Origin of the sequence: Rhizobium quercicola (assembly GCF_021168455.1) — a bacterium.
In the GTDB taxonomy this organism is placed as follows: domain Bacteria; phylum Pseudomonadota; class Alphaproteobacteria; order Rhizobiales; family Rhizobiaceae; genus Ferranicluibacter; species Ferranicluibacter quercicola.
Genome location: NZ_JAJOZR010000002.1, coordinates 108,667 through 123,889 on the forward strand (window position 1 = coordinate 108,667; position 15,223 = coordinate 123,889).

Genomic DNA, 15,223 nt, shown 5'->3' on the forward strand with positions numbered 1-15,223 from the left:
GTTCTGGATCCAACCGTTGAGTTAAGAGAAGGCGACTGCACGGGGCGCAGTCGGTCGGCGTGAGGCGTGGCCTCTCAATCGGGCGCTTTCACGGCGCCGGCATCGTTTGCAGTGAACCGCCTCCGGAACGCACCGTGATGGCGGCCGACGCGCGGGATCGCCGATCGGATGTGAGGCATCTGAAATAAAGGCTTTGTTTTCTAGCGGGATGCCGGTGCGCTTGCAAGGCAAAGCGCAGCTTCGGCCCGGCCGGACACAGGGTGGGCAGCAGGGGAAGGCGGGGCGTCGTCACAGCTGTTTTCGGATGACATTCGATGGCCGCCACCTCCCGGGCTCAAAGCGAAAGCATGGCAGTTCTCTCTGCGCGAAAACGCAGCTTGCACGCTTTTGTTCCGTGAGCGTCGCCTCGGGCTGTCTCATGTCACCTGACCCATGATCCAGTCGCGGAAGGCAAGGCCTGCCCGGTTCTCCATCTTGCCCTCGGGCACGACGAGGTAATAGCTGTTCTCGGTCTTCATCGGCCGGTCGAACACCACGACCAGGCGGCCGATTTCCAGCTCGTGCTCGATGAGATAGCGCGGCAGAAGGGCAAAGCCGAGGCCCGCGATCGCCGCTTCGATCACCATGGCGAACTGGTCGAACCGGCTGCCGCGATAGGCGCTGTCGGCCGCCGTGCCGTTTGCCTCGAACCATTCCGCCCACATTTTCGGCCGGGTCGCGAGGTGCAGCAGCGGCGCGCCGGCGAGCTTGGCCGGTTCGGAGGCCGCGTGGCGTGCCAGGAGGGCTGCGCTGGCCACGGGCACAATGACCTCGCTGCACAGATAGTCGCAGGTCGCATGCGCCCAGACCGGCTGACCATAGTGAATGGCGAGATCGAAGTTCTCCTCGCCGAAATCGAACGGCTGGGACCGCGCGGCGATGTTGAGGATCGTGTCGGGGTAAAGGCGGAGAAAATCCGACAGGCGCGGCGTCAGCCACCGGCTGCCGAAGGTCGGCAGCGTCGCGATCGACAGGGCATTGTCGGAGCGGGCCGCGCCCATGGCCCGCACCATCAGCTCCTCCGACTGGCGCAGCAGGCGGCGCACCTCGGGCAGGAACTTCTGCCCCGCATCCGACAGGATGACGCGCTGGCGGATGCGCTCGAAGAGGAGCACGCCGAGCTGGCCCTCGAGGTCCTTGATCTGGCGGCTGACGGCGCTCTGGGTCAGGCTCAGTTCGGCTGCGGCCTGCGTGAAGCTGCCATGGCGTGCGGCGCATTCGAACGCCTGCAGCGTGGCAATGTCGGGCACCAGTCTTCGGCTCAACTTCATTCCACCCCCGCATGATCATAGTCAAAACAGTCGCAATCAAAGCGCATTTCGGGGTAGTATCATACGAAACCAGAATGATCAGCGCGACACATCCTATCGTGACGCCATATCGCGAGGCAAGCTGCCATGACCGAGACGACCTTCGTTCAGAACGACGATATCCGCTCCGCCTTTTCCGCCGCCATGTCGGCCATGTACCGGGCGGAAGTGCCGGCCTATGGCACGCTGATGGATCTCGTGGCCGAGGTGAACGCGCAGGTGCTCGCAGCCGCGCCCGATCTTGCCGAGCGGCTTGCCGAAACCGACGCGCTGGACCGGATTTCGCAGGAGCGGCACGGCGCCATCCGGCTCGGCACGCCTGCGGAATTGTCGATGATGCGCCGCGTCTTCGCGGTCATGGGCATGTTTCCGGTCGGCTATTACGACCTCAGCACGGCCGGCGTGCCGGTTCATTCCACGGCGTTCCGTCCGGTCGGTGCCAGCGCTCTCAGCCGCAACCCCTTCCGCGTCTTCACGTCGCTGCTGCGTCTCGACCTGATCGACGATGCGGACCTGCGGGCGGAGGCCGAGCGCGTGCTGGAGACGCGTGCGATCTTCACCCCTGCCGCCGTCGCGCTGACGGAAAAGGCCGAGGCCGAGGGCGGGCTCGATGCCCAAGACGCCGCCGCCTTCGTCGAGGCGGTGCTGGAGACGTTCCGCTGGCATGACAAGGCGATCGTCGATGCCGGCCTCTACAAGCGGCTGCACGACGCCCATCGCCTGATCGCCGACGTCGTCTCCTTCAAGGGACCGCACATCAACCATCTGACGCCGCGCACGCTCGACATCGATGCGGTGCAGGCGCGCATGCCGGACAAGGGCATTGCGCCCAAGGCCGTCATCGAAGGTCCGCCGACGCGGGCCTGCCCGATCCTGCTTCGCCAGACCTCGTTCAAGGCGCTGGACGAGCCGGTGTCCTTCGAGGACGAGACCGGCGCCTGGGTGGCGGGGTCGCACACCGCCCGCTTCGGCGAGATCGAGCAGCGCGGCATCGCCCTGACCCCGAAAGGCCGGGCGCTTTACGATGCGCTGCTCGACCGGTCGCGCAAACAGGTGCGACCCGCCGCCGACGGTTCCAATGCCGTGGCCTACGAGCAGGCGCTGGCGGAGGCGTTCCGGGACTTTCCGGACAGCTGGGACGGTCTTCGCGCGCAGGGGCTCGGCTATTTCACCTACAGCCTGACGGAGGCGGGCCGCGATGCCGAGACCGCAGGCGACATCGAGACGATGCTGCGTGACGGGCGCGTGCGGTTCGACCCGGTCGTCTACGAGGATTTCCTGCCCGTGAGTGCGGCCGGCATCTTCCAGTCGAACCTCGGCGATGCCGCCGCGCAGGATTTCTCCGCGAGCCCCAGCCAGCAGCAGTTCGAGGCCGATCTCGGGCAGGCGGTTCTCAACGAATTCGACCATTACGCTGCGATCGAAGCGGCGTCGATCGCGGCCTGCCTGTCCGGCACATCGGGGCAGGCGACAGTGCGTGCCCCGGGGCAGGCGACATCGCGCGTCGAGGCGGCCGAGTGAGCGCTCGCGTCGTCATCGGGCAGGAGCACGCGCAGGCGCTGACGGCGCTGGTGGGCGAACGCGGCTTCGTGTCTCAAGCCGGCGACATGGCGGCCTACGAGACCGGCGCGCGCTACGATGCGGGCCGGGCGCTCGCCGTCGTGCGGCCGCAGACCACGCAGGAGGTGTCCGCCGTCCTCTCCTATTGCGTGCGCCACGGCCTCGCCGTCGTGCCGCAGTCGGGCAATACCGGCCTCGTCTCCGGCTCGACGCCGGACGCGGCGGGCGGACAGATTGTGCTCAGCCTCGACCGGATGACCGGGCATTTCGCGCTCGATGAAGACAACCGCTCGCTGGAGGCCGATGCGGGCCTGTTGCTGTCGGACGTCAACCGGCGGCTGGAGGCGTCCGGCCTGTTCTTTCCGATCGACCTCGGGGCCGATCCGCGTCTCGGCGGCATGATCGCCACCAATACCGGCGGCTCCCGCTTTCTGAAATATGGCGATGTCCGGCGCAACGTGCTGGGGCTGACGGTCGTTCTGGCCAACGACGAGGGCACGATCCTCGAATTCGGACAGGCGCTGCGCAAGAACAATACCGGCGTGGACTGGAAGCAGCTCTTCATCGGCACCTCCGGCGCGTTCGGCGTCGTCACCCGTTGCGTGCTCAATCTGGAGCGCCTGCCGCTGCAGACTGCGACGGCCTATCTGGTACCGGCGGGGCCCGAGGCCGTGATGCCGCTGCTGCGGTTGATGGAAGAGCGGCTCGGCACGACGCTGTCGGCCTTCGAAGGCATGTCCCGCAATGCCATCGCGGCGGCGCTCGACCATGTGCCGTCGCTTCGCAATCCGTTCCAGAACGGCGAGATCCCGGACTATGTGATTCTCGCCGAGGTCAGCCGGACGTGGCAGGCGCGCGAGAGCGAGGAGCCGCTCGGCGACCTGCTCGAATCGGTGCTGGCCGAGATCTTCGAGACCGAAGCGGCGCCGCTGGCCGATGCCTTCATCGGTCCGGCGCACGAGATGTGGGCGTTGCGGCACGCTCTGTCGGAAGGCGTCAAGCAGTCCGGCCGCCTCATCGCCTTCGACGTCGCCTTCCGGCGCGGCGATATCATGGCGTTCTGCGAGCGGATGAAGCACGACATGCCGGAGCGCTTCCCGCAGGGCCGGATCTGCGATTTCGGCCATGTCGGCGATGGCGGCGTCCATCTCAACATCGTCTTCCCGCGCGACGCGGACGGGCTTGCCGATGGCTCGCTGGAAACGGCGCTGCGCGACTGGGTCTATGCCGTTGTCGTCGAGGATTTCGCCGGCAGCTTCAGCGCCGAACACGCCATAGGCCGCAAGAACCAGCAGTATTACGATCTCTATACGCCGCAGACGATCAAGGACATGGCCTGCGGCCTTCTTACCCTCACCTCGCCCGGCGGTCTCGGCACCGTCCGCTTCGGCTGATCCCTTTCAGGAGTTGACCCCATGAACATCGCCCATAAGCCGCTCGACGTCGTTGCAGAAACCGGCCGGCTGCTCGGCCTTCTCGGCGTCGATCCCGCCCTTCACACCGGCGGCGACATGGCGTCCTTCTCGCCGGTGACCGGCCAGGAGATCGCCCGTCTGAAGACCATCTCGGCCGACGAGACCGGCGCCCGCATCGAGACCGCGCACGAGGCCTTCAAGGCCTGGCGCCTGATCCCCGCGCCGCGTCGTGGCGAACTGGTCCGCCTGCTCGGCGAGGAGCTGCGGGCGCACAAGGCCGATCTCGGCCGTCTCGTTTCGCTGGAAGCCGGCAAGATCCCGTCGGAGGGGCTCGGCGAAGTGCAGGAGATGATCGACATCTGCGATTTCGCCGTCGGCCTCTCCCGCCAGCTCTACGGCCTGACCATCGCGACCGAGCGTCCCGGCCACCGGATGATGGAGACCTGGCATCCGCTCGGCGTCATCGGCGTCATCTCGGCCTTCAACTTCCCGGTCGCCGTCTGGGCCTGGAACGCGGCGCTCGCCTTCGTCTGCGGCAATGCCGTGGTCTGGAAGCCTTCGGAAAAGACGCCGCTGACGGCGCTGGCCTGCCAGGCCGTTCTGGAAAAGGCCATCAAGCGCTTCGGCGAGGACGCACCGTCCGGTCTGTCATCCGTGCTGATCGGCGATCGGGGGATCGGCGAGGTTCTGGTCGATCATCCCAAAGTGCCGCTCGTTTCAGCCACGGGCTCCACGCGCATGGGCCGCGATGTCGGTCCGCGGCTTGCCAAGCGCTTCGCGCGGGGCATTCTGGAGCTTGGCGGCAACAATGGCGGCATCGTCTGCCCGTCGGCGGATCTCGACATGGCGTTGCGCGCCATCGCCTTCGGCGCCATGGGCACGGCCGGCCAGCGCTGCACCACGCTGCGCCGCCTGTTCGTGCATGACAGCGTGTATGATGCGCTGCTGCCGCGGCTGAAGAAGGCCTATGGCAGCGTTTCCGTCGGCAATCCGCTCGAAAGCACCGCCCTCGTCGGCCCGCTGGTCGATCGCCCGGCCTATGAGGGCATGCAGAAGGCGCTTGAGGAGGCCAAGGCCCATGGCGGCCGTGTGACGGGCGGCGAGCGCGTCGATCTTGGCCATGCCGAGGCCTATTATGTGAAGCCGGCGCTGGTCGAAATGCCGGACCAGGCAGGGCCGGTGCTGGAGGAAACCTTCGCGCCGATCCTCTACGTCATGAAATACAGCGACTTCGACGCGGCGATCGCCGCCCACAACGCCGTGGCCGCCGGCCTTTCCTCGTCGATCTTCACCCGCGACCTGCAGGAATCCGAGCGGTTCCTGTCGGCCGACGGCTCGGATTGCGGCATCGCCAACGTCAATATCGGCACGTCCGGTGCCGAGATCGGCGGTGCGTTCGGTGGCGAGAAGGAAACCGGCGGCGGTCGCGAATCCGGTTCGGATGCCTGGAAGGCCTATATGCGCCGGGCGACCAACACGGTGAACTATTCCAAGGCGCTGCCGCTGGCGCAGGGCGTGTCGTTCGACATCGAATAGGACCACGAGGAATGGGGGCGCATCTGCCGCCCTCATTCGTCTGCTAACTGGCTTCGGCTCTTGCCAGCGACAGCACGAAAGCTGCGAAGCGTTCGCCGGCCTCTTCCAGCGGACCGCTATTGTCGATGGTGGTCAGGTGCGGATCGCTCTCGATGTCGGGGACCTGGCGGGCAAGCCTCTGGCGGATGTCGGCTTCGCTCTCCCGGGCGCGCGCGATCAGCCGTGCCGCGATGACCTCGGGCGACGCCACGATATTCACGACCGCCACGCGCGGGAACGCAGTCCGGAAACCGTCGAGCACGGCGCGGCTGCCATTGGCGACCAGCGTGCGCCCCTCCGCGAGCCTCGCGTGGCACGCCACCGGGATGCCATAGCAAAGGCCGTGGGCCTCCCACTGCACGGCGAAGGCACCCTGTTCGGCACGGGCGCGAAAATCCTCCGGCGAGACCGCCTCGTGATCCTCTCCACCGGCATCCTGCGCGCGCGTGATCACGCGGCGGACGAGCTCGACCTCGGCCGATCGGGCCTTCAGCCGGGTCATGGCGTAGGCGATGACGCTGTCCTTGCCGGCGCCGCTCGGGCCGACGACGACGATCATGGAGCCGGTGCCGCCCGTCGGGTGATCCGGGGTCATGCGACACGCCGCCCGTTGCGCCAGACGGAGCGGACGATCGGCACGCCGCTCGGTCGCTCGACACGCACGAGGTCGGCACGGCGGCCGACCGCGATCCGTCCCCGATCCTCGAGACCGACCGTGCGGGCGGGATTGTCGCTGACGAGCGCGATCGCTTTTGCCAGGCCGAAGCCGTCGATGGCGTCGGCCAGCAGGAAGGGGGCGTGGATGAGGCTGAAGGGCACGTAGTCGGACGAGAGCACGTCGAGGACGCCGCGTTCGGCGAGGTCGCGGGCGGCGATATTGCCGGAATGCGAGCCGCCGCGCACGACGTTCGGCGCGCCCATCAGAACACTGAGACCAGCCCTGTGCGAGAGATCGGCGGCCTCCAGGCTGGTCGGGAACTCGGCCAGCTTGACGCCGAGATCGATCGATTCCTCGACATGGGCCGCGGTCGCATCGTCATGGCTGGCGATCGGGATGCCGCGGGCAGCGCAGATATCGGCGAGCGCCATGCGATGGCGGGCCGAGTTGCGCTCCGACAGCGCCAGCTGTTTCTCGACATAGAGCGCGAAGGCCTCGTCCGAGAGGCCGCGCTTGATCTTGTAATAGAGGATGTACTGATCCATCGTCTGGAACTGGCGCTGGCCGGGCGCGTGATCCATGAGCGAGACGAGGCCCACCTTCGCATCGTCGCGGAAGGCGTCAAACTGGTCGAGCACGTTGTCGGTCGAGACCTCGCAGCGCAGGTGGATGCGGTGGTCGGCGCGCAGGCGATTTTCCCGCTCGGCCTCCGCCAGCGCATCGGCCATGGCGCGCATCTCGCCGGTGGCAAAGCCGTCGTCACCTTCCGCCGAGCCCATGCGCAGGCAATCGAACACCGTGGTGATGCCGGAGGTGACGATCTGCGCATCGTGGGCCTGAATTGCCGCGATCTTCATCCAGCGCAGGCCCGGGCGTGGGGCATAATGCGTTTCCAGGTGATCGGTGTGCAGCTCGACGAGACCGGGAATGAGATAGTCGCCCTCGAAATCCTCGCCGCTGTGAAGCGAGCCGCTCGAGATATCGGCGATCCGCCCGTCGCGAACGAGCACGGAGCCCTTTACGATCTCGTCCGGCAGGACGATGCTGGCATTGGTGAAGATCTGCTCGACGGCCATTCATCTGTCTCCTTCGATCGCGGCATCGCCCAGCGGCATCAGCGAGTGGACGGTAAAGGGGCTGCCGCGCTTCGGCTCGACGAAGAGCGCGAGTGCGGTCACGGGCAACGGCTTTCCGAGGAAGCCGGCAAAGGCTTCTTCGAGCGCTGCCCGCACGGCCGGTCGCCGTTCCTGCGAAACGGCATCCGTCAGCGTCATGTGAAAGCGGAATTCGTCGAAAACATAAGGATAGCCCCAGTTTTCAAGATTCTCCCGCTGCGCAGGCGGCAGCGTCTCCGGCTTCCGGCGCGCGATGTCTTCCGCCGACAGGGCCGCACGAAAGGGCTCGAACCGGCGCACGGTCTCCGCGGCAAAGCGCGAGAGCGCCTCGCAGGGGGCACCGGGAACGAGGGCGAAGAAGGGGCCGAGCTGCCCGAGCGTCAGGGACGGGATCTCGAAGGGCGCGCATTCGGCGGAGAACTCGTCAAGCGCCGCCAGCAGCTCGGCTTCCGTGCGGCCGGGCGCAAGCGCAAAGGGTGCCTTCAGCGTGGCGTGGAAGCCGTAGCGCCGCGGCTCCGCCGTCAGCGCGCCGAGCTCCTCCGTCGTGAAGCCGGGCACCTCGGGTGTCGGCACCCGGCCATCGAGAAAGGCGTCGCGCGACAGCCAGGCCGCGGCGGCCAGCGTCAGGGCATCGTCTTTCGGCGGGGTGAAGTAAAGGGCGTAGCGCATCGCATCCTCGATCCTGGCCGCCTTCGGGCCCTGCGCGTTCGGCAAGGCCCTGGCGGTCGTTGCAGTTCCGCTTCGTGCGAGCATCGGAGACGCGTGTCGAAGCGGATGTGGCTCTTCGCCGGCATGTGCGGCACGCGTGTCATTCTCATGTGACGCGGTCATGACATCGCCCGCGCTTCCCGTTCAGATCGCCATCGGTCGCATTTCTCGCTCCCGCGCGCGTCGGAGAGTCACGGATGCCATCCGACCGAACGTCCTTAAAGCGCTTTCGCCGTCGATGTCACGGGGTGCATGCGCTTTGCTGCCGGCAGGAGCGGATTGCGTCGAACATGACGCAGATCGGGTGCCCGGACCGGGAGATCCCGCGGGAGGACTCTCACCCGGTCGGCAGATCGGCAAGGCCTTCCAGCGCGGCGGCAATCACGGCGTCGAGCGGGCGGTCGATATCGACGGTGACGACGAGGTCTTCGCCCGTCGGCGGCTCCAGCGTTCTGAACTGGCTGTCGAGCAGAGAGGTAGGCATGAAATGGCCGGTGCGGTGTCCCATGCGGGATTCGAGCACCGCCCTTGCGCCCGTGAGGAAGACGAAGGCGAGTCTGCCGCCTGCCGCCTTGCGCAGGTGGTCGCGGTAGGCCTTCTTCAACGCGGAGCAGGAGACCACGACAGCATGGCCGTCCGCGGATCCCGTCCGCAGGGCCTTGCCGACGGCGTCGAGCCACGGCCAGCGGTCCTCGTCGGTCAGCGGCGTGCCGGCCGACATCTTGGCGATGTTTTCCGGCGGGTGCAGGGCGTCGCCCTCGATGAAATCGGTCGAGAAGGCCTCCGCGATGGCCTCGCCGACGGAGCTTTTGCCACAGCCGCTGACGCCCATGACCACGACGGGTGCGGGCAGGTGATCGGCGGGTGCCGCCGGCGAAGCGGTGCGGGGGGCGGAGGGCCCCCCGGTTTTGCGATCGGTGTCCGGCACGTGGATCAGGCCGTCTTCGCGTAGGAGGCCGCCATATCGGCCATGCGCCGGATGCGGATCGACGATGCCTTGCCGGCGGTCCGGAAGGCCTCGAAACGCTCGAGGCAAACCTCGGTCATCAAGGCTGTCGCAGGCTTCAGGTAGCTGCGCGGGTCGAAATTCTCGGGCTTCTCCTTGAAGCACTTGCGGATCGTTCCGGTCATCGCCAGACGCAGGTCGGTGTCGATATTGACCTTGCGCACGCCGAAGGGAATGCCGCGCTGGATTTCCGATACGGGCACGCCCCAGGTCTGGGTCATCTCGCCGCCATAGGCGGTGAAGAGGTCCTGCAGATCCTGCGGCACCGTTGAGGAGCCGTGCATGACGAGGTGGGTGTTGGGCAGGGCCTTGTGGATCTTCTCGATCGTCTCGATCGACAGGATGTCGCCATCCGGCGCGCGGGTGAACTTGTAGGCGCCGTGGCTGGTGCCGATGGCGACAGCCAGCGCATCGACGCCGGTCTTGCTGACGAAGTCGAGCGCCTGTTCGGGGTCGGTCAGCAGCTCCTCGCGCGTCAGCTTGCCCTCGAAGCCGTGGCCGTCTTCCTTGTCGCCGGCGCCCGTCTCCAGATTGCCGAGACAACCAAGCTCGCCTTCGACCGAAACGCCGGCCGCATGCGCGATCTTCACGACTTCGGACGTAACCGCGACGTTGTATTCATAGCTGGCCACCGTCTTGCCGTCGGCCAGCAGCGAGCCGTCCATCATGACGGAGGTGAAACCGTTGGTGATGGCGGAGATACAGGTGGAGGGCTGGTCGCCGTGATCGAGATGAAGGCAGATCGGGATGTGCGGATATTCCTCGGCCGCACCGAGGATCAGGTGGCGCAGAAAGCCGTCGCCGGCATAGGCCCGCGCACCGCGGCTGGCCTGAAGGATGACGGGGCTGTCGGTCTTGTCCGCCGCCCGCATGACCGCCTGGACATATTCCAGGTTGTTCACGTTGAAAGCCGGCACCGCATAGTCGTTTTCGGCCGCATGATCCAGCAATTGCCGAAGGCTGATCAGTCCCATTCCCACTCTCCCATTGTGCCGGCCGCACTGTTTGCGGCAGCTTTTTTCCGTGCTCCGGGCGGGTTCCCCAGGTGACGTCGCCGTGCCCTCGGAGCGACTACCGCCGGATCTCTGTCTGGTTGACCAGCATAAGGATCGCAACTGCTTTGGCAACGAAGAACGGCCGATCCTGCCGCTATTCCTCGGACGGCTTGATTTTCTTTAGCTTTTGCTCACGGAAAAAGATGAAGAGCCCGGACGCCACGATGAGGGCGGCGCCGATGACGACGGTCGGGCGGGGCGTATCGTCGAAAAAGATCCAGCCGAAGACCGCCGCCCAGAAGAGCAGCGTGTATTGCAGGGGAACGACGGTGGCGGCATCCGCAAGTTTCAGCGAGCGGCTGACGAGAACATGGGCGAGCATGGCGACCACGCCGAGAAGGGCCGGAAGCAGGATCGTCGCGGGATCGAGCGGCTTCCAGCTGCCGGGCATGACGGCGACGCCGAGGAGCGAGAAGATCAGCGAGCCGACGAACTGCCAGACGACCAGCGTCGTATCCGGCGTGGTGCGCAGCGTACGACCGAGCATGATGGCGAAAGCAAAGCAGGCGCTGCCGAAAAGCGCGACGAGGGCGGGCAGGGACAGGCTTTCGCGCGAGGGATCGAGCGCGATGATGACGCCGGCAAAGCCGATGAGGATGGCGGTCCAGCGCCGCCAGCCGACATGCTCGCCAAGCAGGAAGGGCGAGAGCGCCGCGACATAGATCGGGGCTGCAAGCCAGTAGATCATCGCGTCGGCCAGCGGCATGTACCCGACGGCGAAGTAGAAGGCGGTCGCGTCGATGGCAAAGAGCAGCGCCCGCAGGGCCTGCAGCCCGGGGCGCTCGACGCGCACCACCGTCATGATGCCGCGCCTGAGCACGAGCGGCAGCAGCACGAGAAGGGCTGCAACGCTGCGGATCGCCATCAATTGCAGGACCGGATAGGTCTCGACCAGCCATTTGCCGATCGTGTCGTTCAGCGAGAACATCAGCATGCCGAGGAGCATGAAGGTAATGCCGAGGCTGGCCGAACCTTTCTGAAGCGCGGACGGTTTCGCAGAGACGGTGGACGGCATGGCGGGGTGCTCGGCGCGATCGGGGCAAAAATCGGGAAAGGGGCCGATGCCCGCCCGATCAGGCGCGGCAAGAGGCCCTGTCTGTTGCCATAGAAACCGGGTGCGATCCAGTGCCGGCCAGCGATGGATTCATGACAAAAGGAAATGAGTTCGCCCGTTGCGCGCGTGGCATCTTGACGCGGGATCAGGGATGGCTAGATAGTTCAGCAATCCCGCGCATACGACATCGACACTCGCGCGGGACGAACTTGGTGCCGGGCCCCTCTGGCGAGAGTTTTAACGGCGCTCTCGCGATGTCGGTACCGCCAGCACACTGAGCCGGCGGATGTAAATTCCCATGACAAAGAACGTCTTTTCGACGATGCGCACCCGTGCGGGCACGCCATCGCTTTCTTCCTATTCCGATCCGGTTTTCGCCGGAACGCCTGTGGCCACACGCGGGAGGGCAGGCGCATGAGCCCGTCCACCGAGACATCGACGCTCAGCTATTTTACCTGGGCCTTCATCGTCACCGGCCTCGGTCTCGCGCTCGGCGCTTGGCTCGGCTGGAACGAGACCGGCACGATCGGCGGCATGGCCACCGTCTTCTTCATCTGCACGGTGCTCGCCGTGCTCGAAATCTCGCTGTCGTTCGACAACGCCATCGTCAATGCCAACAAGCTCAAGGACATGACGCCGGTCTGGCAGCAGCGGTTCCTGACCTGGGGCATTCTCATCGCCGTCTTCGGCATGCGGATCGTCTTCCCGCTGCTGATCGTGGTGATCGCGGCCGGCATCGGCCCGATCGATGCCATCATCCTCGCGGCCGCTCGGCCGGACGAATATGCGCGCATCATGAACGACGCCCACCTGCCCATCGCGGCCTTCGGCGGCACGTTCCTGATGATGGTCGGCCTCTCCTACTTCTTCGACCATGACAAGAAGATCCACTGGATCTCCTTCATCGAGAAGCGGCTGTCGGCGGCTGCCAGCATCAAGGGTGTCGAGATCGCTTTCGTCCTCGTCCTGATCCTCGCCTTCTCCGCGCTGATCCCCGACGATCCGGCAACGCCCGATGTCGAGAGCACGACCTTCGTCTTCTCGGCCATCTACGGCCTCGTAACCTTCCTCGTGGTCGAAGTGATCGGCGGCCTGCTCGATGCCTCGCAGAAGACCATGAGCGAAGCGGCGAAGGGCGGCCTCGGCGCGTTCATCTATCTCGAAGTGCTCGATGCCAGCTTCTCGTTCGACGGTGTCATCGGCGCCTTCGCGCTGACGCAGAACCTGTTCGTCATCGCCATCGGTCTCGGCATCGGCGCCATGTATGTGCGCTCCATGACGATCATGCTGGTGGAGAAGGGAACGCTTGCGGAATATCGCTATCTGGAACACGGCGCATTCTACGCGATCCTGATCCTCTCGGTGATCATGTACGTCCAGACGCTGGTGCATATTCCCGAGGTCATCACCGGGCTCGGTGGCGCGACGCTCATCGGCATCGCTCTCTGGTCGTCCATCCGGTACAACAGGAAGCATCACCCGGTCGGCGCCGACGCCGTCTCCCCACACGGATGATCGATGCCGGCGGCGAAGGTCGCCGGCCATCGTCTGGCAGACACACCCGCGGTTCGAAAGGACCGCGGGTTTCTTATAGGCTGAGACCGGCACGGTGGGCGCCTCATGATGAGAGGTCCCGTCGCGGCGCGGTCTCCCCAAAAGCAAAGCCCGCCGGTCTATCATGGACCTGCGGGCTTTTTGCGGCCCGGGGGGGAAGGCTCCCGGGCGAAGTGCTTTGCGCGACGTTCTGTCAGCAGCAGCGTCGTCTGTCGTATCAGCCGCGGCGATAGGGGGCCGGGAAGCTGGTCGGGTCGATGCCGAGGGTGTTGAGGTCGCGGGCCTGCGGGCGACGGCCGCCCTCGATGGCTGCTGCTGCTGCGGATGCGGCGCCGATCACGGCGAAGGCACGGCCGAAAATGTTACGCTTGCTGGTCATTGTCTTCATCTCCTGCTCTTCTTCTGTGACCCGAAGATGGGCCTCCCGAGCCGTTTCCACAATGCACAAGAGTTCATTGCAGCCATGCATGACAAGCAAGACGGATGTCTTAAGGGAACGTTACTTTGCGAGGGCGCCGATATGACATTCGCAGGCGCAAGTATCGCTAGAATTAAACCGATTATATTACCGTCGTCGGAAGCCGGAAACGGAAATGGCCGGAGGCTCCGCGCGGGAGCATCCGGCCATTCGAGATCGTCCGATATGGCTTGAAGGTCAGTCTTCGCTGGCGGCCAGCTGCGAGAGAACCTGTCCGCGTCCGCGTGCGCGCAGGATCAGCGGCACGATCAGGGCGAGCGCTGCAATGGTCAGGAGGACCGCGGCGATCGGCGAGGTGAAGAGCACGCTCGGATCGCCCTGGCTGATCGCCAGCGCCCGGCGCAGCTGCTGTTCGGCGAGCGGCCCGAGAATGAGGCCGACGACGACGGGTGCGATGGGATAGCCGAGGATGCGCATGATGTAGCCCAGCAGGCCGAAGGCGAGCAGCATGCCGAGTTCGAAGACCGACGGGTTGGCGCCGATGGTGCCGAGCGTCGCGAACAGCAGAATGCCGGCGTAAAGCCAGGGCTTGGGAATCGTCAGCAGCTTCACCCAGAGGCCCACCAGCGGCAGGTTGAGGACGAGCAGCATGAAGTTGGCGATCAGCAGCGAGGCGATGAGACCCCAGACAAGCTGCGGATTGGTGGCAAACAACAGCGGGCCCGGCTGCAAGCCATATTGCTGGAAGCCGGCGAGCATGATGGCGGCGGTGGCCGTCGTCGGCAGGCCGAGCGTCAGCAGCGGCACCAGCGTGCCGGCGGCGGACGCGTTGTTGGCGGCCTCGGGTCCGGCGACGCCCTCGATCGCACCATGGCCGAATTCCTCCGGGTGCTTCGTCAGGCGCTTTTCGGTGGCGTAGGACAGGAAGGTGCCGATTTCGGCACCGCCGGCCGGCATGGCGCCGATCGGGAAGCCGATCAACGTGCCGCGCAGCCAGGGCTTCCAGGAGCGCGACCAGTCCTGTTTGGTCATCCACACCGAGCCCTTGACGGCCTCGACCTTGTCGGGACCGGTCGCGCCCTGTGCGGCGATGTAGAGGGTTTCGCCGATGGCGAAGAGGGCGACGGCGAGCGTCGTCACCTCGATGCCGTCGAGCAGATCCGGCACGCCGAAGCTCATGCGGGCCTGGCCGGTCAGCTGGTCGATGCCGACGATGGCGAGCGCAAAGCCGATGAAGAGCGAGGTGAGCCCGCGCAGTGTGGAATCGCCGAAGGCCGAGGACACGGTGACGAAGGCGAGCACCATCAGCGCGAAATATTCCCGCGGCCCGAAGACGAGCGCCACCTTGACCACGAAGGGCGCGATGAACGCCAAGCCGATGGTGGCGATGAGGCCGGCGACGAAGGAGCCGATGGCGGCCGTGGCGAGCGCGGGCCCGCCCCGGCCCTTGCGGGCCATCTTGTTGCCCTCCAGCGCCGTGACGATGGAGGCGCTTTCGCCGGGGGTGTTGAGCAGGATCGAGGTGGTGGAGCCGCCATACATGCCGCCATAATAGATGCCCGCGAACATGATCAGCGATCCCGCGGGATCGAGCCGGTAGGTCACCGGAAGCAGCAGCGCGACGGTCAGCGCCGGGCCGATGCCCGGGAGAACGCCGACCGCAGTGCCCAGCGTCACGCCGACCAGCGCGTAGAGCAGGTTCATCGGCTGCATGGCAATCGCGATGCCCTGGAGCAGGAATTCGAATGTCGACATG

At 66.0% G+C, this 15,223-nt stretch carries 13 protein-coding genes; 4 read left to right on the forward strand and 9 right to left on the reverse strand.

Translation table 11 applies throughout. The annotated features are described in order from the left end of the window. Positions 1–416: 416 nt before the first annotated feature. Positions 417–1,310 carry a LysR substrate-binding domain-containing protein gene (locus LRX75_RS03990; protein WP_231812129.1) on the reverse strand — a complete coding sequence of 298 codons (894 nt, stop codon included), beginning with the start codon at positions 1,308–1,310 and terminating at the stop codon, positions 417–419. A gap of 126 nt (positions 1,311–1,436) precedes the next feature. Between LRX75_RS03990 and hglS the strand changes: the two genes are divergently transcribed. Genes hglS through amaB form a run of 3 tightly spaced genes read left to right on the forward strand, consistent with a single transcriptional unit; the run spans position 1,437 to position 5,860 of the window. Beyond that, positions 1,437–2,870 (forward strand): 2-oxoadipate dioxygenase/decarboxylase HglS, encoded by a 1,434-nt coding sequence (gene hglS, locus LRX75_RS03995; protein ID WP_231812131.1) that lies wholly within the window; start codon positions 1,437–1,439, stop codon positions 2,868–2,870. Between the two features lie 14 nt (positions 2,871–2,884). Next, a complete protein-coding gene (locus LRX75_RS04000) occupies positions 2,885–4,303 on the forward strand; it encodes an FAD-binding oxidoreductase (protein ID WP_420851152.1) in 1,419 nt (472 codons plus the stop codon). A gap of 21 nt (positions 4,304–4,324) precedes the next feature. Beyond that, positions 4,325–5,860: an L-piperidine-6-carboxylate dehydrogenase gene (gene amaB / locus LRX75_RS04005; RefSeq protein WP_231812135.1), complete on the forward strand. Its 1,536-nt coding sequence runs from the start codon at positions 4,325–4,327 to the stop codon at positions 5,858–5,860. Positions 5,861–5,903: 43 nt separating this feature from the next. On the opposite strand, the gene phnN is transcribed toward amaB, so the two are convergent. From phnN to LRX75_RS04035, 6 genes are all read right to left on the reverse strand, one after another. Beyond that, entirely contained in the window at positions 5,904–6,494 is a 591-nt protein-coding gene (phnN, locus tag LRX75_RS04010; RefSeq protein WP_231812137.1) for a phosphonate metabolism protein/1,5-bisphosphokinase (PRPP-forming) PhnN, read from the reverse strand. Next, positions 6,491–7,633 (reverse strand): alpha-D-ribose 1-methylphosphonate 5-triphosphate diphosphatase, encoded by a 1,143-nt coding sequence (locus tag LRX75_RS04015; protein ID WP_231812139.1) that lies wholly within the window; start codon positions 7,631–7,633, stop codon positions 6,491–6,493. Before LRX75_RS04015 ends, phnN begins: the two co-directional genes overlap by 4 nt. Further along, a complete protein-coding gene (locus LRX75_RS04020; RefSeq protein ID WP_231812141.1) occupies positions 7,634–8,341 on the reverse strand; it encodes a DUF1045 domain-containing protein in 708 nt (235 codons plus the stop codon). A gap of 376 nt (positions 8,342–8,717) precedes the next feature. Further along, positions 8,718–9,212: a gluconokinase gene (locus LRX75_RS04025; protein ID WP_231812459.1), complete on the reverse strand. Its 495-nt coding sequence runs from the start codon at positions 9,210–9,212 to the stop codon at positions 8,718–8,720. A 101-nt stretch (positions 9,213–9,313) separates the two neighbouring features. Next, complete coding sequence (gene fba / locus LRX75_RS04030; RefSeq protein WP_231812145.1) at positions 9,314–10,360, reverse strand: class II fructose-bisphosphate aldolase; 1,047 nt, start codon at positions 10,358–10,360, stop codon at positions 9,314–9,316. A gap of 175 nt (positions 10,361–10,535) precedes the next feature. Further along, positions 10,536–11,456, reverse strand: a complete 921-nt coding sequence (locus LRX75_RS04035; protein WP_231812147.1) for a DMT family transporter — start codon at positions 11,454–11,456, stop codon at positions 10,536–10,538. 453 nt (positions 11,457–11,909) lie between these two features. On the opposite strand from LRX75_RS04035, the gene LRX75_RS04040 reads away from it, so the two are divergent. Next, complete coding sequence (locus LRX75_RS04040; protein ID WP_231812149.1) at positions 11,910–13,010, forward strand: DUF475 domain-containing protein; 1,101 nt, start codon at positions 11,910–11,912, stop codon at positions 13,008–13,010. Between the two features lie 256 nt (positions 13,011–13,266). Here the strand turns inward: LRX75_RS04040 and LRX75_RS04045 are convergent, their stop codons facing one another. Together LRX75_RS04045 and LRX75_RS04050 are read right to left on the reverse strand one after the other, a co-directional pair. Next, on the reverse strand, positions 13,267–13,428 hold the full coding sequence (locus tag LRX75_RS04045; protein WP_092931024.1) for a hypothetical protein: 162 nt from the start codon (positions 13,426–13,428) through the stop codon (positions 13,267–13,269). 276 nt (positions 13,429–13,704) lie between these two features. Beyond that, positions 13,705–15,222, reverse strand: a complete 1,518-nt coding sequence (locus LRX75_RS04050; protein ID WP_231812151.1) for a tripartite tricarboxylate transporter permease — start codon at positions 15,220–15,222, stop codon at positions 13,705–13,707. Position 15,223 lies beyond the last annotated feature (1 nt).

Coding starts and splice junctions, on each gene's coding strand:
- LRX75_RS03990 (WP_231812129.1), bottom strand. CDS start 1,310: ATGAAGTTGAGCCGAAGACTGGTGCCCGACATTGCCACGCTGCAGGCG.
- hglS (WP_231812131.1), top strand. CDS start 1,437: ATGACCGAGACGACCTTCGTTCAGAACGACGATATCCGCTCCGCCTTT.
- amaB (WP_231812135.1), top strand. CDS start 4,325: ATGAACATCGCCCATAAGCCGCTCGACGTCGTTGCAGAAACCGGCCGG.
- phnN (WP_231812137.1), bottom strand. CDS start 6,494: ATGACCCCGGATCACCCGACGGGCGGCACCGGCTCCATGATCGTCGTC.
- LRX75_RS04015 (WP_231812139.1), bottom strand. CDS start 7,633: ATGGCCGTCGAGCAGATCTTCACCAATGCCAGCATCGTCCTGCCGGAC.
- LRX75_RS04020 (WP_231812141.1), bottom strand. CDS start 8,341: ATGCGCTACGCCCTTTACTTCACCCCGCCGAAAGACGATGCCCTGACG.
- LRX75_RS04025 (WP_231812459.1), bottom strand. CDS start 9,212: ATGGGCGTCAGCGGCTGTGGCAAAAGCTCCGTCGGCGAGGCCATCGCG.
- fba (WP_231812145.1), bottom strand. CDS start 10,360: ATGGGACTGATCAGCCTTCGGCAATTGCTGGATCATGCGGCCGAAAAC.
- LRX75_RS04035 (WP_231812147.1), bottom strand. CDS start 11,456: ATGCCGTCCACCGTCTCTGCGAAACCGTCCGCGCTTCAGAAAGGTTCG.
- LRX75_RS04040 (WP_231812149.1), top strand. CDS start 11,910: ATGAGCCCGTCCACCGAGACATCGACGCTCAGCTATTTTACCTGGGCC.
- LRX75_RS04045 (WP_092931024.1), bottom strand. CDS start 13,428: ATGACCAGCAAGCGTAACATTTTCGGCCGTGCCTTCGCCGTGATCGGC.
- LRX75_RS04050 (WP_231812151.1), bottom strand. CDS start 15,222: ATGTCGACATTCGAATTCCTGCTCCAGGGCATCGCGATTGCCATGCAG.